General features: G+C 42.5%; 41 protein-coding genes. All 41 read right to left on the bottom strand.

What is annotated here, in order from left to right; all coding sequences use genetic code 11:
- Positions 1-8: 8 nt before the first annotated feature.
- The 41 genes from K7887_RS00920 to rplD all read right to left on the bottom strand — a co-directional run bounded on the left by K7887_RS00920 (position 9) and on the right by rplD (position 23557).
- Positions 9-1055 (bottom strand): Mrp/NBP35 family ATP-binding protein, encoded by a 1047-nt coding sequence (locus K7887_RS00920; RefSeq protein WP_223491789.1) that lies wholly within the window; start codon positions 1053-1055, stop codon positions 9-11.
- A gap of 122 nt (positions 1056-1177) precedes the next feature.
- Entirely contained in the window at positions 1178-1900 is a 723-nt protein-coding gene (gene cwlD, locus K7887_RS00915; protein ID WP_223491788.1) for an N-acetylmuramoyl-L-alanine amidase CwlD, read from the bottom strand.
- Between the two features lie 62 nt (positions 1901-1962).
- The gene (locus K7887_RS00910) at positions 1963-2403 is read right to left on the bottom strand and encodes a YbaK family protein (RefSeq protein ID WP_010191559.1); all 441 of its coding nucleotides are present in this window, start codon (positions 2401-2403) and stop codon (positions 1963-1965) included.
- 125 nt (positions 2404-2528) lie between these two features.
- Complete coding sequence (locus tag K7887_RS00905; RefSeq protein WP_223491787.1) at positions 2529-2972, bottom strand: hypothetical protein; 444 nt, start codon at positions 2970-2972, stop codon at positions 2529-2531.
- The gene (locus K7887_RS00900) at positions 2965-3735 is read right to left on the bottom strand and encodes a hypothetical protein (protein WP_223491786.1); all 771 of its coding nucleotides are present in this window, start codon (positions 3733-3735) and stop codon (positions 2965-2967) included. The genes K7887_RS00905 and K7887_RS00900 overlap by 8 nt, the downstream gene beginning before the upstream one ends.
- A 15-nt stretch (positions 3736-3750) precedes the next feature.
- Complete coding sequence (locus K7887_RS00895) at positions 3751-4068, bottom strand: hypothetical protein (protein WP_223491785.1); 318 nt, start codon at positions 4066-4068, stop codon at positions 3751-3753.
- A gap of 642 nt (positions 4069-4710) precedes the next feature.
- Positions 4711-5103: a 30S ribosomal protein S9 gene (gene rpsI, locus K7887_RS00890; RefSeq protein WP_010191551.1), complete on the bottom strand. Its 393-nt coding sequence runs from the start codon at positions 5101-5103 to the stop codon at positions 4711-4713.
- Positions 5104-5123: 20 nt separating this feature from the next.
- Positions 5124-5561 carry a 50S ribosomal protein L13 gene (gene rplM, locus K7887_RS00885; RefSeq protein ID WP_010191550.1) on the bottom strand — a complete coding sequence of 146 codons (438 nt, stop codon included), beginning with the start codon at positions 5559-5561 and terminating at the stop codon, positions 5124-5126.
- A gap of 164 nt (positions 5562-5725) precedes the next feature.
- On the bottom strand, positions 5726-6475 hold the full coding sequence (truA, locus tag K7887_RS00880) for a tRNA pseudouridine(38-40) synthase TruA (protein ID WP_317849230.1): 750 nt from the start codon (positions 6473-6475) through the stop codon (positions 5726-5728).
- Between the two features lie 11 nt (positions 6476-6486).
- Complete coding sequence (locus tag K7887_RS00875) at positions 6487-7284, bottom strand: energy-coupling factor transporter transmembrane component T family protein (RefSeq protein ID WP_223491784.1); 798 nt, start codon at positions 7282-7284, stop codon at positions 6487-6489.
- The gene (locus tag K7887_RS00870) at positions 7281-8150 is read right to left on the bottom strand and encodes an energy-coupling factor ABC transporter ATP-binding protein (protein ID WP_223491783.1); all 870 of its coding nucleotides are present in this window, start codon (positions 8148-8150) and stop codon (positions 7281-7283) included. The genes K7887_RS00875 and K7887_RS00870 overlap by 4 nt, the downstream gene beginning before the upstream one ends.
- On the bottom strand, positions 8126-8959 hold the full coding sequence (locus K7887_RS00865) for an energy-coupling factor ABC transporter ATP-binding protein (RefSeq protein ID WP_223491782.1): 834 nt from the start codon (positions 8957-8959) through the stop codon (positions 8126-8128). The genes K7887_RS00870 and K7887_RS00865 overlap by 25 nt, the downstream gene beginning before the upstream one ends.
- Before the next feature lie 606 nt (positions 8960-9565).
- Positions 9566-9928, bottom strand: a complete 363-nt coding sequence (rplQ, locus tag K7887_RS00860; RefSeq protein ID WP_010191541.1) for a 50S ribosomal protein L17 — start codon at positions 9926-9928, stop codon at positions 9566-9568.
- Positions 9929-10003: 75 nt separating this feature from the next.
- A complete protein-coding gene (locus K7887_RS00855) occupies positions 10004-10948 on the bottom strand; it encodes a DNA-directed RNA polymerase subunit alpha (protein WP_223491781.1) in 945 nt (314 codons plus the stop codon).
- A gap of 172 nt (positions 10949-11120) precedes the next feature.
- Positions 11121-11510, bottom strand: coding sequence for a 30S ribosomal protein S11 (gene rpsK / locus K7887_RS00850; protein WP_010191537.1), 390 nt, complete (start codon positions 11508-11510; stop codon positions 11121-11123).
- Between the two features lie 29 nt (positions 11511-11539).
- Complete coding sequence (gene rpsM, locus K7887_RS00845; RefSeq protein WP_010191536.1) at positions 11540-11905, bottom strand: 30S ribosomal protein S13; 366 nt, start codon at positions 11903-11905, stop codon at positions 11540-11542.
- A gap of 20 nt (positions 11906-11925) precedes the next feature.
- Positions 11926-12039: a 50S ribosomal protein L36 gene (rpmJ, locus tag K7887_RS00840; protein WP_003156543.1), complete on the bottom strand. Its 114-nt coding sequence runs from the start codon at positions 12037-12039 to the stop codon at positions 11926-11928.
- Between the two features lie 41 nt (positions 12040-12080).
- Positions 12081-12299 (bottom strand): translation initiation factor IF-1, encoded by a 219-nt coding sequence (gene infA, locus K7887_RS00835; RefSeq protein ID WP_010191517.1) that lies wholly within the window; start codon positions 12297-12299, stop codon positions 12081-12083.
- Complete coding sequence (locus tag K7887_RS00830) at positions 12299-12613, bottom strand: KOW domain-containing RNA-binding protein (RefSeq protein WP_317849229.1); 315 nt, start codon at positions 12611-12613, stop codon at positions 12299-12301. Before K7887_RS00830 ends, infA begins: the two co-directional genes overlap by 1 nt.
- Positions 12614-12626: 13 nt before the next feature.
- Complete coding sequence (map, locus tag K7887_RS00825) at positions 12627-13373, bottom strand: type I methionyl aminopeptidase (protein ID WP_010191515.1); 747 nt, start codon at positions 13371-13373, stop codon at positions 12627-12629.
- Complete coding sequence (locus K7887_RS00820) at positions 13373-14023, bottom strand: adenylate kinase (protein ID WP_223491780.1); 651 nt, start codon at positions 14021-14023, stop codon at positions 13373-13375. The genes map and K7887_RS00820 overlap by 1 nt, the downstream gene beginning before the upstream one ends.
- 60 nt (positions 14024-14083) lie before the next feature.
- Entirely contained in the window at positions 14084-15379 is a 1296-nt protein-coding gene (gene secY / locus K7887_RS00815) for a preprotein translocase subunit SecY (RefSeq protein WP_223491779.1), read from the bottom strand.
- The gene (gene rplO / locus K7887_RS00810; protein WP_010191512.1) at positions 15379-15819 is read right to left on the bottom strand and encodes a 50S ribosomal protein L15; all 441 of its coding nucleotides are present in this window, start codon (positions 15817-15819) and stop codon (positions 15379-15381) included. Before rplO ends, secY begins: the two co-directional genes overlap by 1 nt.
- Before the next feature lie 35 nt (positions 15820-15854).
- A complete protein-coding gene (gene rpmD, locus K7887_RS00805; protein WP_223491778.1) occupies positions 15855-16037 on the bottom strand; it encodes a 50S ribosomal protein L30 in 183 nt (60 codons plus the stop codon).
- A 13-nt stretch (positions 16038-16050) separates the two neighbouring features.
- The gene (gene rpsE / locus K7887_RS00800) at positions 16051-16554 is read right to left on the bottom strand and encodes a 30S ribosomal protein S5 (RefSeq protein ID WP_223491777.1); all 504 of its coding nucleotides are present in this window, start codon (positions 16552-16554) and stop codon (positions 16051-16053) included.
- 20 nt (positions 16555-16574) lie between these two features.
- Positions 16575-16934, bottom strand: a complete 360-nt coding sequence (gene rplR, locus K7887_RS00795) for a 50S ribosomal protein L18 (protein WP_223491776.1) — start codon at positions 16932-16934, stop codon at positions 16575-16577.
- A gap of 35 nt (positions 16935-16969) precedes the next feature.
- Positions 16970-17506, bottom strand: a complete 537-nt coding sequence (gene rplF, locus K7887_RS00790) for a 50S ribosomal protein L6 (protein WP_010191508.1) — start codon at positions 17504-17506, stop codon at positions 16970-16972.
- Positions 17507-17537: 31 nt separating this feature from the next.
- Positions 17538-17936 carry a 30S ribosomal protein S8 gene (gene rpsH / locus K7887_RS00785; protein ID WP_010191507.1) on the bottom strand — a complete coding sequence of 133 codons (399 nt, stop codon included), beginning with the start codon at positions 17934-17936 and terminating at the stop codon, positions 17538-17540.
- Between the two features lie 30 nt (positions 17937-17966).
- Entirely contained in the window at positions 17967-18152 is a 186-nt protein-coding gene (locus K7887_RS00780; protein ID WP_010191505.1) for a type Z 30S ribosomal protein S14, read from the bottom strand.
- A gap of 30 nt (positions 18153-18182) precedes the next feature.
- On the bottom strand, positions 18183-18722 hold the full coding sequence (gene rplE, locus K7887_RS00775) for a 50S ribosomal protein L5 (protein ID WP_223491775.1): 540 nt from the start codon (positions 18720-18722) through the stop codon (positions 18183-18185).
- Positions 18723-18748: 26 nt separating this feature from the next.
- A complete protein-coding gene (gene rplX, locus K7887_RS00770) occupies positions 18749-19060 on the bottom strand; it encodes a 50S ribosomal protein L24 (RefSeq protein ID WP_010191502.1) in 312 nt (103 codons plus the stop codon).
- Positions 19061-19097: 37 nt separating this feature from the next.
- The gene (rplN, locus tag K7887_RS00765) at positions 19098-19466 is read right to left on the bottom strand and encodes a 50S ribosomal protein L14 (RefSeq protein ID WP_010191501.1); all 369 of its coding nucleotides are present in this window, start codon (positions 19464-19466) and stop codon (positions 19098-19100) included.
- 42 nt (positions 19467-19508) lie between these two features.
- Entirely contained in the window at positions 19509-19772 is a 264-nt protein-coding gene (rpsQ, locus tag K7887_RS00760) for a 30S ribosomal protein S17 (protein ID WP_010191500.1), read from the bottom strand.
- A 20-nt stretch (positions 19773-19792) separates the two neighbouring features.
- Positions 19793-19993 (bottom strand): 50S ribosomal protein L29, encoded by a 201-nt coding sequence (gene rpmC / locus K7887_RS00755; RefSeq protein WP_010191499.1) that lies wholly within the window; start codon positions 19991-19993, stop codon positions 19793-19795.
- Positions 19983-20417: a 50S ribosomal protein L16 gene (gene rplP / locus K7887_RS00750; RefSeq protein WP_010191498.1), complete on the bottom strand. Its 435-nt coding sequence runs from the start codon at positions 20415-20417 to the stop codon at positions 19983-19985. Before rplP ends, rpmC begins: the two co-directional genes overlap by 11 nt.
- Positions 20418-20419: 2 nt before the next feature.
- Complete coding sequence (rpsC, locus tag K7887_RS00745; RefSeq protein WP_010191497.1) at positions 20420-21076, bottom strand: 30S ribosomal protein S3; 657 nt, start codon at positions 21074-21076, stop codon at positions 20420-20422.
- A 3-nt stretch (positions 21077-21079) separates the two neighbouring features.
- A complete protein-coding gene (gene rplV / locus K7887_RS00740) occupies positions 21080-21421 on the bottom strand; it encodes a 50S ribosomal protein L22 (protein ID WP_010191496.1) in 342 nt (113 codons plus the stop codon).
- A 19-nt stretch (positions 21422-21440) separates the two neighbouring features.
- Positions 21441-21719 carry a 30S ribosomal protein S19 gene (rpsS, locus tag K7887_RS00735; RefSeq protein ID WP_010191495.1) on the bottom strand — a complete coding sequence of 93 codons (279 nt, stop codon included), beginning with the start codon at positions 21717-21719 and terminating at the stop codon, positions 21441-21443.
- Positions 21720-21776: 57 nt separating this feature from the next.
- A complete protein-coding gene (gene rplB, locus K7887_RS00730) occupies positions 21777-22607 on the bottom strand; it encodes a 50S ribosomal protein L2 (protein WP_223493549.1) in 831 nt (276 codons plus the stop codon).
- Between the two features lie 39 nt (positions 22608-22646).
- A complete protein-coding gene (rplW, locus tag K7887_RS00725; RefSeq protein ID WP_010191491.1) occupies positions 22647-22934 on the bottom strand; it encodes a 50S ribosomal protein L23 in 288 nt (95 codons plus the stop codon).
- Positions 22934-23557, bottom strand: coding sequence for a 50S ribosomal protein L4 (gene rplD / locus K7887_RS00720; protein ID WP_088016681.1), 624 nt, complete (start codon positions 23555-23557; stop codon positions 22934-22936). The genes rplW and rplD overlap by 1 nt, the downstream gene beginning before the upstream one ends.
- Positions 23558-23575 lie beyond the last annotated feature (18 nt).

Genomic DNA, 23575 nt, shown 5'->3' with positions numbered 1-23575 from the left:
GTTTTGATTTACGTTAATTCCACCACTTTTGATGCGATGCTTAAATATATTTTTCCAAGATCATGATCTTCTTGGTAGATAGACGGAGCAAAGTCCTCGTCATTCCAATCAGGTTGTTGTAATGGAAGTTGTCCAAGAAGCGGTGCCTGCAATTCTTCTGCAAGTTTGTCTCCTCCACCTTTTCCAAATACATACTCTTTTTCACCTGTCTTCTTGCTTTCAAAGTAGGCCATGTTTTCAATGACACCAATTACTTCATGGTCCGTTTTAATCGCCATTGCCCCCGCTCTAGCTGCAACGAATGCTGCTGTCGGATGAGGAGTTGTTACGATTAATTCTTTACAGGATGGAAGCATGGAATGCACATCAAGCGCCACGTCCCCTGTTCCAGGAGGCAAGTCTAGCAGTAGGTAGTCTAAGTCTCCCCACTCCACTTCGTTAAAGAAGCTGTTCAACATCTTGCCAAGCATTGGACCTCTCCAAATAACCGGCGAGTTGTCTTCTACAAAAAAGCCCATGGAGATGACTTGCACACCGAATCGTTCCACCGGGATGATTTTTTCGCCGCGCACGACCGGACGTTTCGTAATGCCCATCATATCAGGCACGCTAAAGCCGTAAATGTCTGCATCAATCAAGCCGACTTTTTTCCCTAGACGCGCTAACGAAACCGCCAAGTTGACAGATACAGTTGATTTTCCAACGCCGCCTTTTCCGGAAGCAATGGCGAGGAAGGTTGTTTTGTTGCTTGATAGAAGTGTCTCTTCTTCTTTAGGAGCCTCCACGCCAAAACGCGCAACTACTTCTTGTGGTAGTTCCATGAAACGCAGGCCTACCGTTGCCGCTCCTGCTTCTTTTAAAAGATTGACGATGGTACTTTGCAATTGCATCTGCTCCGCTGTACCCGTTTTGGCAAGTGCCACCTTCACACTGACATGACTCTTTTCTTCCTTAAGGGAGATTTCCTGAATTGCGTTTGTTTCTTCGAATGTTCTATGTAAAAACGGATCATGTAGATCTTTTAGTAACTGTACAACTTTAGCTTCTGTTAACAATGTGACCCCACCCTTATGTGATAATAGTCTATTTTCAGAATTGAATTCGTTTACAATTTCAGTATAACATATAGACTGCTTTATTTTACTGTAATGTGCCTATAAAAAATCCCCCTTTTTCGTTATTGAGGGGGATCGGGAAGTTCTTCTTCATTTGTATAATGACGCATCACTCCATTATAGATGGAAGCCGCTAAGGATTTCTGATATTCTTCTGTATCGAGCAAGGCCCGTTCGGCAGGATTGGACAAGAATCCAACTTCCACTAAAGCACCAGGTATTTCAGCGTTTTTTAAGATGAAAAGCGTATTCATCGATTTTGCATAACGGTCTGTATTTTCAAGGTTGACCCTGAACTCTTCTTGGATGAATTTTGCCAAGCGTTCATTTTCCTTATGTTTCGTCCCATGGTAGAAGGTTTGTGCCCCTCTCCATCTTGGTGACGGAATGGCGTTCAGGTGAATGCTGAGAAAAAGGTCCCCATCCGATTCATTGATCATCTCGATACGCTTCCGCAAATCTTCTACTTTCCTGCGGCTATAGCCTTTTGTGGCTGGATCAGCAAGGTCTACGTCCTCTTCTCTCGTCATCAGCACCAATGCCCCTTGCTCCTGAAGGTAATCCTTCACATAACGGGACACTTCAAGAGCCACATCTTTTTCTAAAATATCTCCACCGACCGCTCCTCCATCAGGCCCACCGTGGCCAGGGTCAAGGATGATAATCTTCCCGCTCAATGGCAAACTCCACTGTTCCCAAGTATCTTTTGAAAACAATTGATATTGAAAAACGGCGGTCACCGTTAAGATTACCGTTAGAAAAGCCCAGAATTTCCACCTCTGCATATGTACCCCTCCCGCATGTCCACTCTTTACACTATATGGGACAAGGGGGAAGTTTATGATAATTAGTGCAACCTCATGCGGTATCTTTTTTCTCCTTTATGAAAACCTTCGCGCCACCAATAATCAACAAAGGCATCACACGTCATATAAAACGATTCATGAACCATATCATTGTCACCGATGGAACCCCAGTACAAGAAATAATCATACAAGGTATCAATCAAATACTTCTCTTCCACATGGCAGCGCGTTTTCACCTGCTCTGCATTTTCACCATAATACCCAAACTTGCTATATGAAGCACCCAGAAGATAAGCTTCAATCGCTACATCAAGACAGCCCTCTTCTATGGCAGTTACCTGTTTTTTGTTCTTTAAGTATGGCGAGAAAAAATCCTTCACCTTTGTCCGTAAAACCTCTAATGATATTTCACGCAGCATTTTTCGCTCATATTTCATCTGCTTTTCCCTGCGCTTTTCCTTGAAGGTTGTTACTACAGTCATCTCTTTCACACCCTTTCCCGATTAGTTTCCTAATGGGCGAAGGCTTTCATGCGTGCAAAGAATGAGTACGTTTTTCCAAAGTTGGAATTGAAAAAAGCCTGCGCAACCTGGCACAGGCAAATGGACTATTCTGATGGATGAAGCGCATCTTCACGGGCTTGTTCCATTTTCAAATACGCTTCCTCCATAATTTTCTCGAGTTCACTTATAAACTGCTCCTGCTTACCTTCCTCATCAAATTCGATGGATTGGATAAGTTCCTCTGTATAGCTTTTGAGCTCCGCCTTGCTTTTTTCCGCCTCTATAATAGTAAAATTGGCAAGCTCTTTATTGACCTGATCTAATGAAACAGCTATTTCTTGTTTTAAAATAGTCATCTGGGCTTCTTTTTCTGACATAATTTCATTTTCCAAAGATTGAATGGATTCCTGTTGCTTCCCTTCAAACCAACTTGTGAGCAAAGATTTTATATTGGAGCTGGCATATGCCGTTTTCCATTCTGCTGTAAAAAGAAGTGCCAAGACCATCATCACCACAATGAACAGTCTTTGCTGTCGCTTGTCAGTCATTAATGCTTTCCATTACTTCATCAAGACTTGCTTTGGCCTCTTCTTCCAGTTCCAAAGCCTTCGCTGTGATGATACTCTGCTGTTCACTCACCAGTTCATTGATGATAGATGTCAATGCATCGCGCAAGTCGCTCAACTTGTATGTGATCTGTCGCTCCAGATTATGTCTGCTTACCTGCTCTTCCATCGCAAGCTGTGCGGACAGTTCCGCTTTGGCTTGTGCAATCGCCTCTTCCAATTCAGTAACCGCGGAATCTTTTGCAAAGGTCAACTCTTGCGTCATTTCATTTACAGCAGCTTGTCCTGTTTCACTGGTGTAATCCCGGAAGCTTTCCTCGACCGTACCCATCGCTGCATTTCCTTGGTTTTGGATTGCCATGAATCCTTCTAAGAAAATGTTTTGATACACTTGGTAGTTCATGTTTGCAAGCAATGCCGCTTTCTCTTCGTCCAGTGAAGATATATGCTCATCCTTTGCACTCAAAATTTCCGTGCCTGCCCTTGTAAGTTCTGCTTCCATTTTTTCATTGATTTGCATGCCTGCACCAACTTTAAGCTGTTCGGTAGTTGCTGCCCAGTTTGCAAATGCCTCACTTGCCGCCGCTTCGTTATCTGCCAAAACAGACTGTTGTGTATTGCCAAATAATCCGTCGTACCACTGTCTCAAAGGCGATCCTTCACTTGCACTTGCAAACGTCATACCAACACCAGACACTAAACCTACCGCTACTGTACCTGCTACTAATTTCTTTTTCCAAGTCATCCTATATCTCTCCTCTTAAGGTTTATTAGTTTCATCCAATAATTCTGCGAGATATTGCTCAAGTTCCTGGGTCAATTCTTCGTCCAGCTTCGATTGGCGTTCATCGTAATAACTATCCAGTGTATTCTGTTTTAATTGTGATTGCGCTTGTGTGAGCTGTTGTATGTAATCTGCTTGGTGGTTTTTAATTTTGCTCTTTGTTGAGGTGGTGGTGGACTTGAAGAACTCTTCTATTTCTAAGGAGTATTGGGAGTTGTCTATTTCTTGGAGTTGTTCTGAAAAGGTGTTGTTGGAGTTTTCATGATGTAGATACCCATTAAGATTATCTGCCATCCAGTCTTTGAGGTTAGTCCAGCTAGTTGCTTGTACGTGAGTGCCTGCGAAGAAAAAACAGGTCAGAATCAGAATTGGAACCGTTAACTTATTTCTTATGACAAGTTACCTCCTTTTTTTCTTTATTAAGAACTAATGATATAGCAAGTTCTAAAATTTGTTAAGTTGCATAGTGCCTATTTTATTCACTATATAGAACAGTCGTATTTGGTTGTAATTACCTAATTTTTACTTAATTTCCAGGAGTGCGTGTGAAATACTGCTTAGGTAGAATGGAGGGGCTCTAAGGTTCTGGTGAGGCTTAGTTTCCCAGACCGCTTCAGCATGGAATTCCCGCTCTATAAACCTCTCGGACAATTTATCCACCGCGCACGAGAATTATAAAGACCTCTCTTGCACGGAAAATACCTTAGACACGTCTTCATCGGCCGCATGAAGACCTCTCTTGCACAAAATTTAACCCAGACACGTCTTCATCGGCCTCATGAGGACCTCTCTTGCACAAAATTCAACCCACTCACGTCTTCATCACTCGTATGAGGACCTCTCTTGCATAAAATTCAACCCACACACACTCCGCCAAAACACCAAAAAACCCCCAACCACAAAGGGTCGGGGGTTTTCCATATTGGAATCCGAAGATTAACGTTTTGAGAACTGAGGTGCACGACGAGCGCCCTTAAGTCCGTATTTTTTACGCTCTTTCATACGCGCGTCACGAGTTAGGAACCCTGCACGCTTTAAAGTAGCACGGAACTCAGGATCAGCTTGCAATAATGCACGAGCGATTCCGTGACGGATCGCACCAGCTTGACCAGTGTATCCTCCACCGTCAACGTTTACTAATACATCGTAGTTACCTTCTGTTTCAGTAACTGCCAATGGTTGTTTAACAACGTTACGTAGAGCTTCGAATGGGATGTAGTTTTCGATATCACGATCGTTGATCACGATTTGTCCGTTACCAGGAACTAGACGTACACGTGCAACGGAGCTTTTACGACGACCTGTGCCGTAGTATTGTACTTGTGCCAAAGTTATACCCTCCTTATTAATTAACCGCGAAGTTCGTAAACTTCAGGTTGTTGTGCTTGGTGTGGATGCTCGCTTCCAGCATACACATTCAATTTTTTAGCTTGCTGACGGCCAAGACTTCCTTTTGGAAGCATGCCTTTGATTGCTAGTTCTAACATCTTTGTAGGATAGTTAGTACGCATTTCCAAAGCCGTTCTTTGTTTAAGTCCACCTGGGTGCATTGTGTGACGGTAGTAGATCTTACCGTTCAACTTGTTACCTGTTAAGTGGATTTTTTCTGCATTGATAATGATAACATGATCTCCAGTGTCTACGTTTGGAGTAAAAGTTGGTTTATGTTTACCACGTAAAATGGATGCAACTTCACTTGCAAGACGACCTAAAGTTTGACCTTCAGCGTCAACCACGTACCATTTACGATTAATTTCGCTAGCTTTCGCCATAAACGTTGTACGCATTAAATTTCCCTCCTAAAAAAAATAAAGCTTTTATTTTTCATTTCTTAATATATTTTATTCATCACGATGAAACTCTTCCGGGGCTTGATCGTGGGGTTAAAATACATACCATGTGATATCTTATCTCTTTTTTGCGAGATTGTCAAGAAGATGTTACACCAGGATTAGTTGTCATCATAAACCACGTTCCATAAGTATAAACCGTGTGCTGGTGCCGTTTTTCCTGCCGCCCCCCGATCTCTTGCTCCCAAGATCGAAAAAATATCTCTTGGTAATTTTTTACCCTGTCCAATTTCTAGTAAAGTACCAACAATGATACGGACCATATTGTATAAAAAGCCGTTGCCGACAATACGGAACTCAAGGTCCTCGCCTTGCAACTCCACATCAAGTGAGTAGATGGTCCTCACCTTGTCCTCCACTTCTGTTTTTGCAGAACAGAAACTCGTGAAGTCGTGTTCGCCAATAAAATGCCCACACGCCTCCTTAACAGCTTCTAAATCCAGCGGGTAAGGGTAGTGAAACACCTGATCCCGATCAAATACATTAAAGTCCTTTGCCAGGCTCACCTTGTAACGGTATTCCTTTTTCACCACATCAAAACGAGCATGGAAGTCCCCTGAGACAGACTCCACCCTCTTCACCCAAATATCTTTGGGCAAATGGGCATTCAGCGCCTTCTGCCAGGCAGCATCAGGAATAGTTAAAGGAGAATCAAAGTGTAGTACTTGACCAACGGCATGAACACCTGCATCCGTGCGGCCAGAAGCAGAAACCTTTATCTCCGTCCCCTTATGAATTCGGGACAAGGCCTTCTGGACCTCCAGTTGTACCGTACGCTTCTCCTTCTGAATCTGATAGCCTTCAAACTGGGCGCCGTCATAGGTTAGGATACATTTTAATCTATTCATCATATCTAACTCCATTATGTTCGGATAAGAACTAAGATAAACGTAAGGACAGCCAGGGTCACCATCAATAAGGTATCTTTCAACTGCCATTCTAGCAGACGAAATTTCGTTCTCCCTTCGCCGCCTTTATACCCTCGTGCCTCCATCGCCGTAGCAAGCTCCTCTGCGCGTTTAAACGCACTGATAAACAATGGGACAAGCAAAGGGATCAAAGCCTTTACACGCTCCTTCAGAGGCCCTACAGTAAAGTCTGCTCCCCGTGCACTCTGCGCCTTCATAATCTTGTCTGTTTCCTGCATCAATGTCGGGATGAATCGCAAGGAAATTGACATCATTAGCGCAAGTTCGTGGACAGGAACGCCGACCTTTTTAAACGGACCAAATAACGTCTCCATCCCATCTGTCACCTCAATTGGTGTAGTGGTCAAGGTAAGGATGGTGGTAATCGTGATCAAGAATAAAAAGCGTAAGGATATAAAAATAGCTTGTATGATGCCTTCTTCGTACACCTGAATAAAGCCTACTTCAAAAAGCAGCGTTCCTTCTTTCGTCAAAAAAACATGAAAAAGCATGGTAAAAATAATGATCCAGATAATCGGTTTGAGCCCTTTTAATATAAAGGGTACCGGAATTCTGGTAAGCAACACGACCGTCAACGTAAAGGCACCAAGCATCGCGTATCCCCAAATATTATTGGCAAGAAACACAACCAGGACGAAAATAAATACAAGCAGCAGTTTTGCCCTCGGGTCCATCCGGTGAATAAGAGAGGTTCCCGGCACATACCGACCGATTATTAAATTATTCATCATCCCTCACCGCCCCTTTTCAAGCGGGAGGCAATCGCTTCTGCCACTTCTTCAACAGTCAGACACACTTCATTGAACTCTAAATCCAATCGGGCCCCCAGCTCTTTCATAAACAGAACCGTCTCCGGAACGTCCAATCCAAGCTTCTTAATTTCCTCTGCCTGGCTGAAAATTTCTCTAGGTGTCCCTTTTAACCCAACTGTCCCTTTGTTCATTACCATAATGGAATCCGCATACTTCGCCGCATCCTCCATACTGTGGGTGACTAGGATGGTGGTAAGGTTCTGCTCTTTATGCAGTTTATAAAAGAGATCCATGATTTCTTTACGACCTCGTGGATCTAGCCCTGCTGTCGGTTCGTCCAATACAAGGACCTCCGGCTGCATCGCAAGCACCCCAGCTATCGCCACCCGGCGCATCTGGCCCCCACTTAAATCAAACGGGGAAGACTCCAGATATCTATCAGGCAGACCAACAAGCTTAAGTGCCTCTCTTGCCCGCCTTTTTGCTTCCTCTTCCGGAACACCGAAATTAAGCGGTCCAAAACAAACATCCTTCTCCACGGTTTCGTCAAACAACTGATGCTCAGGAAATTGAAAGACAATCCCTACTTTTTTGCGAAGGGCCTTGATGTTCTTTTCCTTCTTATTAGCATGCAAAGTGATATCTCCAACTTGAATGGTGCCGTTTGTAGGTCGTAACAGTCCATTAAGATGTTGCAGCAATGTAGACTTGCCGGATCCTGTATGACCGATAATGGCGGTGTAGGAGTTCTCAGGAATCATCATGTCCACATCAAAAAGGGCAACCCTTTCAAAAGGAGTATTCAGCTGATAGCGATGCTCTAAATCTTTGATTGTAATTTGCATAACTCTTCCATCAGCCTTTCCCTATTGGTCGGATCTGCCTCAAACTCCACACCCAACTGTTGCAGTTTATTCGCCAAGATGATAGGAAAAGGCAAATCAAGACCTATCTCCACAAGCTTATCTCCCATTCGGAAAACTTCCTCAGGGGTTCCTTCGCCATATACTTTTCCGCCGTTCAACACAATAATCCGATCTGCTCTCGCTGCCTCTTCCAGGTCATGCGTAATGGATATTACCGTTACTCCCACCTGTTGTCTAAGCTCTTCTATGGTGTCAATTACTTCCTTCCGTCCAATAGGATCGAGCATACTTGTAGCTTCATCCAAGATGATGATGGATGGTCGAAGCGCAATTAAGCCAGCAATGGCCACACGCTGTTTCTGGCCTCCAGAAAGCTGATGTGGCTCTTGGGTTAAAAAAGATTCCATCCCAACTTTTTCAATCCCCTCTGCCACGCGGGATATCATCTCTTCACGGGGGACGCCAATATTTTCTAAACCAAACGCAACATCGTCCTCTACCGTCGAACCTACAAATTGATTATCAGGGTTTTGAAAGACCATTCCTACTTGCCTTCTAATATCCCATATAGTCTCCTCTGTTAACTCTGTTCCTTGAACTGTTACAGATCCATCTGTCGGGAGCTGCAAGCCGTTCAAGATTCTAGCCAATGTGGACTTGCCGGAGCCGTTATGGCCAACAATCGCTGTCCATTCTCCTTGTTCCACTTTTAGACTAATATTCTTTAACGTATCTTCTTCTTGGTTTGCGTAGCGGAAGGACAAGTCCTTCACTTCTAAGATGGCCATCGAAAACACAACTCCTCTCTTCTCCGCTTAACTAACTCTCTCTACTATAGACTTAACCTTCAAAAAAAGAAAATAAGTACAGTCCCTGCTTCTACAGTACAAAAGCAATGGTTTGGTTAACCGCCCTTGTTGCTTTGCGTTCCAGGTGTTCGCTTTCCGCGGGACGATGCTTGAGCCTCCTCACTTCGTTGCGGGGTCTCAACCAACCGTTATCCCCCGCAGGAGTCTCACACCTTGCACTTCAAGCAACAGGGGGTTACTGGTTTTAATACATAGACAGTTGATGCAATAAACTCCCATTCTTAGGAATCTCTAAACCTATATTCAATGAAATCTGTAGCTGGTGATTGGTGCAAAAGGCGTAGACTCCTGCAGGGGAGTAGCGACAATGTTGAGACCCCGCAGGGCGCAGCCCGAGGAGGCTCAAGGTCGCCCCGCGGAAAGCGAAGCCTTTTGCGGAAATCACCAGCGGTGTAATAATAAAAGGACAAAAAAATAAAGGGCTTAGATCAGTCATTACAACTGTCCGCCCTTATTTATGACTGACTATAGTAAGTTAAAAGATTCGTTTCCTCCTCTTTAACCCACTATCATCTAATATATATATTATACAAGTTCAATGATAACCATTGGAGCTCCGTCTCCACGACGAGGTCCAAGTTTCATGATACGAGTGTATCCACCTTGACGCTCTTCATAACGTGGAGCGATGTCAGCGAATAACTTTTGAACTGCGTCTTGACCAGTTTCTGCATTCGCTACTTCATGACGAACGTAAGAAGCTGCTTGACGACGAGCGTGTAAGTCACCACGCTTACCAAGAGTAATCATTTTTTCTACTAAAGAACGTAATTCTTTCGCACGTGCTTCTGTAGTTTCAATGCGCTCACTGATGATCAAGTCAGTAGTCAAGTCACGTAACATTGCTTTACGCTGTGCGCTAGTACGACCTAATTTTCTGTATCCCATGTTGATGTTCCCTCCTTCTGTAGAAAGTCATGAAACGTTCAAACACATAAAGATGCCTAGTTTTCCAATTAAAAACTAGTCATCTTTACGCAGGCCAAGTCCAAGCTCTTCTAATTTGTGCTTGACTTCTTCTAAAGATTTACGGCCTAAGTTACGAACTTTCATCATATCTTCTTCTGTCTTATTTGCAAGTTCCTGAACAGTGTTGATGCCAGCACGCTTCAGGCAGTTGTAAGAACGAACAGATAGATCTAATTCTTCGATAGTCATCTCAAGAACTTTTTCTTTCTGATCTTCTTCTTTTTCTACCATGATTTCAGCGTTTTGCGCTTCATCTGTCAGACCTACAAATATATTTAAGTGTTCAGTTAAAATCTTTGCCCCAAGTGCTACTGCTTCTTGTGGACCGTTACTACCATCTGTCCATACATCTAATGTAAGCTTGTCGTAGTTAGAGACTTGGCCTACACGTGTATTTTCAACATAATAAGAAACGCGAGAAACTGGAGTGAAAATGGAATCAATCGGAATAACACCGATTGGTTGGTCTTCACGTTTGTTTTTGTCCGCTGGTACATATCCACGACCGCGCTTAGCAGTGAAACGGATACGCAGGTGAGCGTCCTTCGCCAACGTAGCGATATGAAGATCAGGGTTAAGGATTTCAACATCGCTGTCATGGGTAATGTCAGCAGCTGTTACAGCACCTTCACCTTGTACATCAATCTCTAACGTCTTCTCATCATCTGAATAGATTTTTAATGCTAGCTTCTTAACGTTCAAAATAACTGTTGTAACATCTTCAACGACGCCTTCAATTGTTGAGAACTCATGCAGTACACCATCTATTTGGATAGATGTTACAGCGGCACCAGGAAGTGAGGATAAAAGAATACGACGTAAGGAGTTACCCAAAGTTGTTCCATATCCACGCTCAAGTGGCTCGACGACGAATTTACCATAGTTGGCGTCATCGCTGATTTCAACCGTTTCGATTTTTGGTTTTTCGATTTCTAACATTCATAACCCTCCTTCAAAACGTCGAAACCCCGGAAAGACATAGAATGTCTTACCGAAATTCCCCATAGGTATGTCCCGATTGTGCACAACAACAACATTTAATTATCTCTGTATATTTTTAAACTGTATCATCAGCCATTATTGACATGTATACAAAATCTATACAGACAAATTAAACACGGCGACGTTTTGGTGGACGGCAACCGTTATGAGGTACTGGGGTTACGTCTCTGATAGCAGTTACTTCAAGACCAGCTGCTTGTAAAGCACGGATTGCTGCTTCACGACCAGCACCAGGGCCTTTAACTGTAACTTCAAGAGTTTTCAAACCGTGCTCCATGCAAGCTTTAGCTGCTGTTTCAGCTGCCATTTGCGCTGCGAATGGAGTAGATTTACGAGAACCTCTGAAGCCAAGAGCACCTGCACTAGACCACCCAATTGCATTTCCGTGAGAGTCAGTAATCGTTACGATTGTGTTATTGAATGTTGAACGGATATGCGCGATACCTTGCTCAATATTCTTTTTCACACGGCGTTTACGTGTATTAGTTTTGCGTGCCATATTTAACTTACCTCCTTACTTACTTAAAATTATTTCTTTTTGTTTGCTACAGTACGACGAGGTCCTTTACGTGTACGAGCATTGTTTTTAGTGTTTTGACCGCGAACCGGTAAACCACGACGGTGACGAAGACCACGGTAGCAACCGATCTCGATTAGACGTTTAATGTTAAGAGATACTTCACGACGAAGATCACCCTCAACTTTAATTTTATCTACAACATCACGAATTTTTCCTAATTCTTCTTCCGTTAAGTCGCGAACGCGAGTGTCTTCAGAAACACCTGCTTCAGCTAATACTTTCTCAGCTGTAGAACGACCGATACCGAAAACATATGTTAATGAAATTACAACGCGCTTGTCGCGAGGAACATCAACACCAGCAATACGTGCCATATATGCGCACCTCCCTCAAGTTATCCTTGTTTTTGTTTGTGTTTCGGGTTTTCACAAATAACCATGACTTTGCCTTTTCTACGAATAACTTTACATTTTTCGCAGATCGGCTTAACAGATGGTCTCACTTTCATCTTATATTACCTCCCTGATAGTACGGAGTGCTAAAATAGGTTTATTTAAAACGATACGTAATTCTACCGCGTGTTAAATCGTATGGAGAAAGCTCCACCGTTACTTTATCTCCTGGTAGGATTCGAATAAAGTGCATACGTATTTTCCCAGATACATGAGCCAACACAGTATGACCATTTTCCAATTCTACTTTAAACATAGCATTTGGTAAAGTCTCAATGACCGTACCTTCTACTTCAATTACATCGTCTTTCGCCATTAATTAAGTTCTCCCTTCTTCAAATCAGTAACAAGCTCGTTAACAAACTTGGCAAGTGCGAAACGCAGCTTTCCATTTGTCACACGGCCTGTTTCCTTCATACTGTTCTGAACTTCTGGAGACACGTAATCAAAAAATTCAAGATGATGAATGTTCTTTTTCTTTGGGCGGTCAAACTTCCGCTTGTCTCCATCCGCTAGGACGACAAAACGCTCATCAAGAATTTTAATAATTACGGCATACTGTCCGGCATCTCTGCCTTGAGTAATCGAAACAATTTGGCCTACTTGCAAAGTCGAATCAGATTCGATCAAGCAATATCACCTCTTAGGCTTTTGTTAAGATCTCGTAGCCTGTTTCTGTAATAGCGACCGTATGTTCAAAATGAGCACACATTTTACCGTCAACAGTAACAACAGTCCAGTCATCTGCTAGCGTTTTTACGTAGCGGGTGCCTGCATTGACCATTGGTTCAATTGCAAGAACCATACCAGGTTTTAACCGTGGACCTTTGTTAGGAGGTCCATAATGAGGAATTTGTGGGTCTTCATGTAAGTCTTGACCAATTCCATGCCCTACATACTCTCTCACAATTGAAAAATCGTGAGCTTCCGCATACGTTTGAATCGCATGGGAAACATCAGAGAGACGAGCGCCCGGTTTTACTTCCTTGATGCCTTCATACAATGATTGTTCCGTGACTTCAAGTAATCGCTTTGTTTCATCGGATATGTTACCAACAGCATACGTCCAAGCGGAGTCACCGTGGTAACCATTATACTTAGCACCAATATCTATGCTAATGATATCTCCGTCTTTCAGTACACGATCGCCGGGAATACCATGAACAAGTTCTTCATTGACAGAAGCGCAGATGCTTCCGCGAAAACCATTATACCCCTTAAACGAAGGAATTGCATCATGTTTGCGGATGAATTTCTCAGCAATATCATCCAATTGCTTCGTTGTTACACCAGGTACAATATGCTTTTTTAATTCTTGGTGTGTAAGAGCGACAATTCTACCTGCTTCTCTCATGATCTCAAGTTCACGAGGAGTTTTACAGATAATCATTACGCCTGACCTCCAAGAAGTTCTTCTATATCAGCGAATACCTTATCGATCGCTTGTTGGCCATTGATATTGCGAAGATAGCCTTTGGACTCGTAAAAGTCTAACAATGGCTTAGATTGTTTAACGTTAACTTCAAGACGGTTACCTACTGTCTCTTCGTTGTCATCAGCACGTTGATAAAGTTCTCCTCCACACTTGTCACAAACGCCATCCTTTGCAGGCGGGTTGAATACCAAGTGGTAAGTAGATCCACAATCTTTACAAATACGACGCCCAGTTAAACGTTCCATAAGAATGCTTTGGTCGACATTGACGTTGATGACATAGTCAATTTTACGACCTAATTCTTCTAGCATTTGCTCAAGAGCATCTGCTTGAGGAACCGTTCTTGGGAAACCATCTAATAGGAAACCGGCTTTGCAATCTTCTTTTTCTAATCTTTCACGAACGATACCGATCGTCACTTCATCCGGAACAAGCTGACCTTGATCCATGAAAGACTTAGCTTTCATGCCTAGTTCAGTTTCTTCCTTCATAGCAGCACGAAACATATCTCCAGTAGAGATATGAGGGATATTGTACTTTTCGACAATTCGTTCTGCTTGAGTACCTTTACCGGCACCCGGAAGTCCCATTAGAACTAAATTCATCTTTTTGCCCCCTCAGTATCTTGTGAAGTATATTGGGATAAATTTATCCCAATTACTTCATTACTTGATAAAACCTTTATAATGACGCTTCACTAACTGGCTTTCTAGCTGCTTCATCGTCTCAAGTGCAACACCTACGACGATCAGTAGACTAGTACCGCCAATCTGCACTGCTGCAGGAAGACCGGCAAAGCTCATAAAGATAATAGGAAGGATAGAAATAGCTGCTAAGAATAACGCACCAACAAATGTTAGTCGGTAAATAATCTTTGTCAAGTATTCCTGTGTATTTAAACCAGGACGAATTCCTGGAATATATCCGCCTTGTTTCTTTAAGTTTTCTGCCATCTGTTCAGGATTAGACTGAACAAATGTATAGAAGTAAGTGAAGGCAATTATAAGAGCTACATATACAACCATACCGATTGGATTCGTATAGTCAAAAGTACTAATGATCCATCTTGTCACTGCATTCTCGCTAAAGAATGAAGCGATCGTCGGTGGTGTAATGATAAAGGATACTGCAAAGATAACCGGAATTACCCCTGCTGCATTAACCTTTAAAGGTAAGTGTGTAGTGTGTCCTCCACCAGTAGGAGCGCGCCCCGCCATCTTCTTCGCATACTGAATCGGAATTTTACGTAACGCTTGCTGAATGAAGATTACACCTACGATAACAGCTAAGATTGCAAGAACGATGAGTGCAACAATCACAAGATTTAAGAACAACTGATCACCAGCATCCTGGATCAAAGATGCGTAAATCTGATTTGCGCCGGTTGGGATTGCAGATACGATACCAGCGAAGATCAGAATAGAGATTCCGTTTCCTACGCCATGTGCCGTGATTTGCTCACCTAGCCACATCAAGAATGCAGTTCCTGCTGTTAACACTAATGCTATTAGCAGATAAGTAGTGAAAGTCGGATTCGTAATCAATTGACCATTGGCCATTGTGTTGAACCCGATTGACATACCAATTGCCTGGATGAAACCAAGTACAATGGTAAAATACCTAGTGAATTGAGCTAGTTTGCGACGTCCAGCTTCTCCTTGTTTTGACCACTCCGTAAACTTCGGAACAACATCCATTTGCAGTAACTGCACAATGATGGACGCTGTGATGTATGGCATTACACCCATGGCTAGAATAGAGAAGTTCTGAAGAGCTCCACCACCAAAAGTATTCAGGATACCAAAAACACTAAGTTCATCCTGGAATTTCAAAATGTCAGCGTTCACCCCTGGTACTGGGATAAACGTACCGATACGGAAAATGACTAACATTAATAGGGTGAAGACAATTTTCTTTCTTATATCACCCACGCGCATAAAATTGGAGAATGTCTGGAACATTAAATCACCTCAACTGAACCGCCAGCTGCTTCGATAGCTTCCTTAGCTGCTGAGGAGAATTTATGAGCACGTACTGTAAGCTTTTTCTCGATAGAACCGTTACCCAATACTTTAAGACCAGCGTTTAATTTGCTAACTAAACCTGTTTCAAGAAGTAATTCAGGAGTAACTTCAGTTCCCTCGTCAAAGCGGTTTAAAGTATCAAGGTTGATGATTGCGTACTCTTTGCGATTGATGTTCGTGAATCCGCGCTTAGGTAAGCGTTGGAATAGAGGTGTTTGACCACCTTCGAATCCAGGACGAACGCCACCGCCTGAGCGTGCATTTTGACCTTTATGACCTTTACCAGAAGTTTTTCCGTTACCAGAACCAGTTCCGCGACCTACACGGTTGCGCTCTTTACGAGATCCTTCGTTAGGTTTTAACTCATGAAGTTTCATTGTGGCACCTCCTTATTTAAAAAAACCGTTTCTATTTATTGCTCGTTCACAGTAACAAGGTGAGATACCTTGTTAATCATTCCACGGATAGCTGCGTTATCCTCATGGACAACTGTTTGGTGCATCTTTTTCAAACCAAGAGTTTGAACAGTCGCACGTTGATCTTGTGGACGACCGATTACACTGCGAGTGAGGGTGATTGCTAATTTGTTCGCCATTTTGTTTCCCTCCTTATCCTAACAGTTCTTCTACCGTTTTACCACGCAATTTAGCAACGTCCTCTGCACGTTTCAATTGCTTTAATCCGTTAATTGTTGCACGGATCATGTTGATTGGTGTGTTAGATCCTAAAGATTTAGAAAGGATGTCTTGAACACCCGCTAACTCAAGTACCGCACGAACTGGTCCTCCAGCGATAACCCCAGTACCTTCAGAAGCAGGTTTCAATAGGATTTCTCCAGAACCGAACTCTCCAAGTACTTGGTGAGGAATTGTTGTACCAACGATTGGCACAGCAACTAAGTTCTTTTTCGCATCTTCAATTGCTTTACGGATTGCTTCAGGTACTTCTTGAGCTTTACCAGTACCAAAACCAACATTACCGTTTTTATCTCCTACTACTACTAGAGCAGCAAAGCGGAAACGACGTCCACCTTTTACTACTTTCGCAACGCGGTTAACCGTAACAACGCGTTCTTCAAGTTCTAATTTGTTTGGGTCAATATTACGACGCATCAGTGTCCCTCCTTTTCCGATTAAAATTCTAGACCAGCCTCACGTGCAGCATCTGCTAATGCTTTCACACGGCCGTGATATAAGTATCCACCGCGGTCGAATACTACTGATTTGATTCCTTGTTCAATTGCGCGCTTTGCAACAAGTTCTCCAACTGCTTTAGCGGACTCAACGTTGCTACCGTTTACTGTTACATCTTTGTCAAGTGTAGAAGCACTTGCGATTGTTACAGCGTTAGTATCGTCGATCACTTGAGCGTAAATGTGTTGGTTGGAACGGAACACATTTAAACGTGGACGAGTTGCAGTTCCTGATAACTTAGCACGAACACGAGTGTGTCTTTTCTTACGAGTAGAATTCTTATCAGGTTTTGTAATCATCGTGCAGTCACTCCTTTCTATCTGCTTATGCCGTATTACTTAGCAGTTTTACCTTCTTTACGACGTACTTGTTCACCTTCATAACGAATACCTTTACCTTTGTAAGGCTCTGGTGGGCGAACGTCACGAATGTTAGCTGCTAAAGCACCTACGCGCTCTTTATCAATACCTTTAATAACGATCTTTGTGTTTGCCGGTACTTCCACTTCAATCCCCTGTTCAGGAGTGATTTCAACTGGATGAGAGTAACCAACGTTAAGAACTAGCTTGTTACCTTGCTTAGATGCACGGTAACCTACCCCGATAAGTTCCAATCCTCTTTCGAAACCAGCTGTAACACCTTGAACCATGTTGTTTAAAAGTGCACGAGTTGTTCCGTGGATTGTACGGTGTTCTTTGCTATCAGAAGGACGTACTACTGTTAGAACGTTTTCTTCTACTGTAATAGCCATTTCTTGGCTGAATGTACGAGTTAATTCACCTTTAGGACCTTTTACGGTAACTGTGTTGTTGTCGTTTGTAATTGTAACCCCAGTTGGGATTTCAATAGGTTTTTTACCTACACGTGACATAGTTACACCTCCGTTCATTTAAAGAAATTTATTACCAAACGTATGCTAATACTTCTCCACCAGCTTGTTTTTGACGAGCTTCTTTATCAGTGATAACACCTTGAGAAGTAGAGATGATCGCAATACCTAAACCGTTTAATACACGAGGTACTTCATTTGCTTTTGCGTAAACACGAAGACCAGGCTTACTGATACGCTTAAGACCAGTAATTACACGCTCGTTGTTAGCACCGTATTTCAAGAAAATACGAATGATACCTTGTTTGTTGTCTTCGATAAATTCTACGTCACGTACGAAACCTTCACGCTTTAAGATTTCAGCAACTTCTTTTTTGATTTTAGAAGCAGGAAGTTCAAGCTTCTCGTGACGTACCATGTTCGCATTGCGGATGCGAGTAAGCATATCTGCAATAGGATCTGTCATAACCATTTAATTTACCTCCTTCCCAATTATCGGGTTTTACCAACTTGCTTTTTTAACGCCAGGAATTTGGCCTTTATAAGCTAATTCACGGAAACAAATACGGCAAAGCTTAAATTTACGGATTACAGAGTGGGGACGTCCACAACGTTCGCAACGAGTATAAGCTTGCACATTATGTTTAGGTGTGCGTTTTTGTTTCGCAATCATTGATTTTTTAGCCACATTTTCGCCTCCCTCTACCACACGCTGGTATTATTTTTGGAATGGCATTCCGAATGATGTTAAAAGCTCACGAGCTTCTTCATCAGTGTTAGCAGTAGTAACGATAACGATATCCATACCACGAACCTTGCTAACTTTATCGTAATCAATTTCAGGGAAGATAAGTTGCTCTTTCACTCCAAGAGTGTAGTTTCCACGACCGTCGAAAGACTTCTTGGAGATTCCACGGAAGTCACGTACACGTGGTAGAGAAACAGATACTAACTTATCTAGGAATTCGTACATACGCTCGCCGCGTAATGTAACTTTCGCACCGATAGGCATTCCTTCACGAAGACGGAAACCAGCGATAGATTTTTTCGCTCTTGTTACAACAGGTTTTTGACCAGTGATTGAAGATAATTCTTCAACAGCTGTGTCTAAAGCCTTGGAGTTTGCTACAGCATCACCAACACCCATGTTGATAACGATTTTCTCAAGCTTTGGAGCTTGCATCACAGATTTATAGTTAAACTTGCCCATTAGAGCAGGAATAATTTCGCTTTGATACTTTTCTTTTAGGCGGTTCATCAAAAGTACCTCCTTTCTTCAACGTTCTATTTATCTAATTGTTCACCTGATTTTGTTGCAACACGTACTTTTTTACCGTCTACTACCTTGTATCCTACACGAGTCGGTTCACCGGACTTAGGATCTAAAGGCATAACGTTTGATACATGAATAGGTGCCTCACGGTTAATGATTCCACCTTGAGGATTTTCTTGAGATGGTTTAGCGTGCTTTTTGATCACGTTGATACCTTCTACAAGAACACGGTCTTTCTTAGGATAAGATTCAAGAATTACTCCTTGTTTACCTTTATCCTTACCAGAGATAACTACAACTTTATCACCTTTTTTGACATGCATCCTTTCGCACCTCCTTGACAAACATCTTTTCGATTTATTACAGAACTTCTGGAGCTAAAGATACAATCTTCATGTAGTTGTTATCACGTAGTTCACGTGCAACTGGTCCGAAGATACGAGTTCCACGAGGGCTCTTATCATCCTTGATGATTACGCATGCGTTCTCATCGAAACGGATGTATGAACCGTCATTACGACGAACTCCGCGCTTTGTACGTACAACAACAGCCTTCACTACGTCACCTTTTTTAACAACGCCTCCTGGTGTTGCTTGTTTCACTGTACAAACGATTACATCACCAATGTTAGCGTAGCGACGACCAGATCCACCTAGTACTTTAATAGCAAGCACTTCACGAGCACCTGAGTTATCAGCAACTTTCAAACGAGATTCTTGTTGAATCATGCATGGTACCTCCCTTCGGAATTAGATATCCGAACTTATATATTAGATAATTACAGCTTTCTCTACAACCTCTAGCAAACGGAAACGCTTCGTAGAAGATAATGGACGAGTCTCCATGATTTTTACGATGTCGCCAGTTTTAGCCATGCTATTCTCATCATGCGCTTTGTACTTTTTAGAGTACTTAACACGTTTGCCGTAGAGTGCGTGAGTTTTATAAGTTTCTACAAGGACTGTGATTGTTTTGTCCATTTTATCAGACACAACACGTCCAGTGTAAACTTTACGTTGGTTACGTTCACTCATTTTCGCGAACCTCCTCTTGATTATTTGTTAGAAGCGATCTCTCTCTCGCGAACTACTGTTTTCATACGAGCGATTGACTTACGTACTTCGCGAATACGAGCAGTGTTTTCTAATTGACCAGTCGCTAATTGAAAGCGTAGGTTAAATAACTCTTCTTTTAAAGATTTCACTTTTTGTTCAATCTCGGCAGTGGTTAAGTCGCGTAGTTCATTAGCTTTCATTAGATTCACCACCAATTTCTTCACGTTTTACGAACTTACATTTAACTGGCAACTTGTGCATAGCTAAACGTAATGCTTCACGAGCTACTTCTTCAGATACACCTGAAATTTCAAACATAACCTTTCCAGGTTTAACAACTGCTACCCATCCTTCTGGAGCACCTTTACCGGAACCCATTCGGACCTCTAGAGGTTTTGCAGTGTATGGTTTTGAAGGGAAAATTTTAATCCAAACTTTACCGCCACGTTTCATGTAACGAGTCATCGCACGACGCGCAGCTTCGATTTGACGGTTAGTGATCCAAGAAGCTTCAAGAGATTGTAATCCGAACTCTCCGAAATGTACTTCTGTACCGCCTTTCGCTTTACCACGCATTTTTCCACGATGTTCGCGGCGATATTTTACGCGTTTTGGTAATAACATAATTATTTTCCTCCTTCCTCATTTTTCTTCTTTGTAGGAAGGACCTCTCCACGGTAGATCCATACTTTCACACCTAATTTACCGTAAGTTGTATCAGCTTCTGCTGTACCATAGTCAATATCAGCGCGAAGAGTATGAAGTGGAACTGTACCCTCACTATAATGTTCAGAACGAGCGATATCTGCTCCGCCTAGGCGACCAGAAACCATCGTTTTAATACCTTTCGCACCAGCGCGCATTGCACGTTGAAGTGATTGCTTTTGAGCACGACGGAAAGATACACGGTTTTCTAATTGACGAGCGATGTTTTCAGCTACCAATTTAGCATCCAAATCTGCTCTCTTAATTTCAAGGATGTTGATGTGTACACGTTTACCAGTTAGTTGGTTAAGTGCTTTACGTAATGCTTCAACTTCCGTACCACCTTTACCAATAACCATACCTGGCTTAGCAGTGTGAACAGTAACGTTCAAACGGTTTGCAGCACGTTCGATTTCTACTTTAGAAACAGATGCGTCATTTAGACGTTTTGCGATGTATTCGCGAACTTTGATGTCTTCATGTAGCAGGTTAGCATAATCTTTGCCTGCGTACCACTTGGACTCCCAGTCACGAATGACTCCTACACGAAGACCGATCGGATTTACCTTTTGACCCACTGGTTATCCCTCCTTCTTTTCTGATACCACGATTGTAATGTGGCTAGTACGTTTGTTAATTTGGCTCGCACGACCCATTGCACGAGGGCGGAAACGTTTCAAAGTTGGACCTTCGTTAACGTATGCCTCAGTTACAACTAGTGAGTTTGCGTCCATTTCAAAATTATGCTCTGCATTTGCAATAGCGGACTTTAGAACCTTTTCGATTACTGGTGAAGCAGCTTTTGGAGTTAATGCCAAAATAGCTACCGCTTCGCCTACTTGCTTGCCTCGAATTAAATCCATAACTAGACGAGCTTTACGAGGAGCAATACGAACTGTTCTTGCAACAGCTTTAGCTTGCATGTAAAAGCCTCCTCTCTAATTAGCGTTTTGTTTTCTTATCATCATTTCCGTGACCTTTGTAAGCACGAGATGGAGCAAATTCTCCAAGCTTGTGACCTACCATGTCTTCTGTCACATATACAGGTACGTGTTTACGGCCATCATATACAGCGATTGTATGTCCGATAAATTGTGGGAAAATAGTAGAACGACGAGACCAAGTTTTAACAACTTGCTTACCATCAGTTTCATTTAACTTTTCAACCTTAGCCATTAAATGATCATCTACAAAAGGCCCTTTTTTCAAGCTGCGACCCATGTGGAAACCTCCCTTCGTGATTGCTCTACGGCTCCGTTGAACCGTAGTACAACCCCGTTATTTTTTACGACGACGAACGATAAATTTGTCAGACTTGTTCTTTTTCTTACGAGTTTTGAATCCAAGAGTCGGTTTGCCCCAAGGAGTCATAGGTGACTTACGTCCGATTGGAGAACGTCCTTCACCACCACCGTGTGGGTGATCGTTAGGGTTCATTACAGAACCACGTACAGTTGGGCGAATACCCATCCAACGAGAACGTCCTGCTTTACCAATGTTGATAAGTTCGTGTTGTTCGTTACCAACTTGACCTACTGTAGCGCGGCAAGTGGAAAGAATCATACGAGTTTCACCAGAAGTTAAACGTACAAGTACGTATTTACCTTCTTTACCAAGTACTTGAGCAGAAGTTCCTGCAGAGCGAACTAATTGTCCACCTTTACCTGGTTTTAACTCGATGTTGTGGATTACAGTACCAACTGGGATGTTGATTAGTGGTAATGCATTTCCTACTTTGATGTCTGCTTCAGGTCCAGCCATTACAGTCATACCTACTTCTAAGTTCTTAGGAGCAAGGATGTAACGTTTTTCCCCATCTGCATAGTTGATTAACGCGATATTAGCGGAACGGTTAGGATCGTACTCGATTGTAGCAACGCGTCCTGGTATACCATCTTTATCACGTTTAAAGTCGATGACGCGGTATTGACGTTTGTGTCCACCACCTTGGTGACGTACAGTCAATTTACCTTGGTTATTACGACCACCCTTTTTGTGCAACGGTGCAAGCAAGCTTTTTTCTGGTTTGTCTGTAGTGATCTCAGCAAAATCAGAAACTGTCATGCCACGACGTCCATTTGAGGTTGGTTTGTATTTTTTAATCGCCATCATGTTCCCTCCTTTTCGATGATGTTTTTATTTTTTGTATTAAACCTCGAAGAATTCGATTTCTTTGCTATCAGCTTTTAAAGTTACGATAGCTTTTCTACGACGGTTAGTTAATCCGCTATGACGACCTACACGACGGAATTTACCTTTGTAGTTCATGATGTTTACTTTTTCAACGTCTACGCCAAAGATCGCTTCAACAGCATCTTTAACTTCAGTTTTATTAGCTCTAACATCTACTTCAAAAGTGTATTTCTTTTCAGTCATTAAATCTGTAGAACGCTCAGTAATCACGGGGCGCTTAAGAACATCACGATGATCTCTCATTATGCAAGCACCTCCTCTAATTTTTGAACAGCGTCTTTCGTAAAGATTACTTTATCGTGGTTTACAACGTCTAATACGTTCACACCAGTTACTGTAACAACTGTTACTCCAGGAATGTTACGAGCAGATAAAGCAACGTTTTCGTCAGCGTCAGCTGTTACGATCAACGCTTTACGATTGATTTCTAAACCCTTTAATACAGAAGTCATTTCTTTTGTTTTTGGTGCATCAAAAGCTAATCCTTCTAATACTAATAGTTCGTTTTCTAATACCTTAGATGATAACGCAGATTTGATAGCTAAGCGACGAACTTTCTTAGGAAGTTTGTAGCTGTAGCTTCTTGGTGTAGGACCGAATACGATACCACCACCACGCCATTGTGGAGAGCGGATAGACCCTTGACGAGCACGACCAGTACCCTTTTGACGCCATGGTTTACGTCCACCACCTGCTACTTCAGAACGTCCTTTTACTTTTGCAGTACCTTGACGTTGAGATGCTCTTTGCATAACGATCGCATCGAACAATACGCTGTTATTTGGCTCAATACCGAATACAGCATCTGCTAATTCAACTTCACCAACGTTTGCGCCAGCTTGGTTGTATAATGCTACTTTAGGCATTTGTAGTTCCTCCTTTCC

Source organism: Sutcliffiella horikoshii (assembly GCF_019931755.1).
In the GTDB taxonomy this organism is placed as follows: Bacteria; Bacillota; Bacilli; order Bacillales; family Bacillaceae_I; genus Sutcliffiella_A; species Sutcliffiella_A horikoshii_E.
Note: the sequence above shows the minus strand (reverse complement) of the source record. Positions and strands in the feature narration are given on the sequence as shown.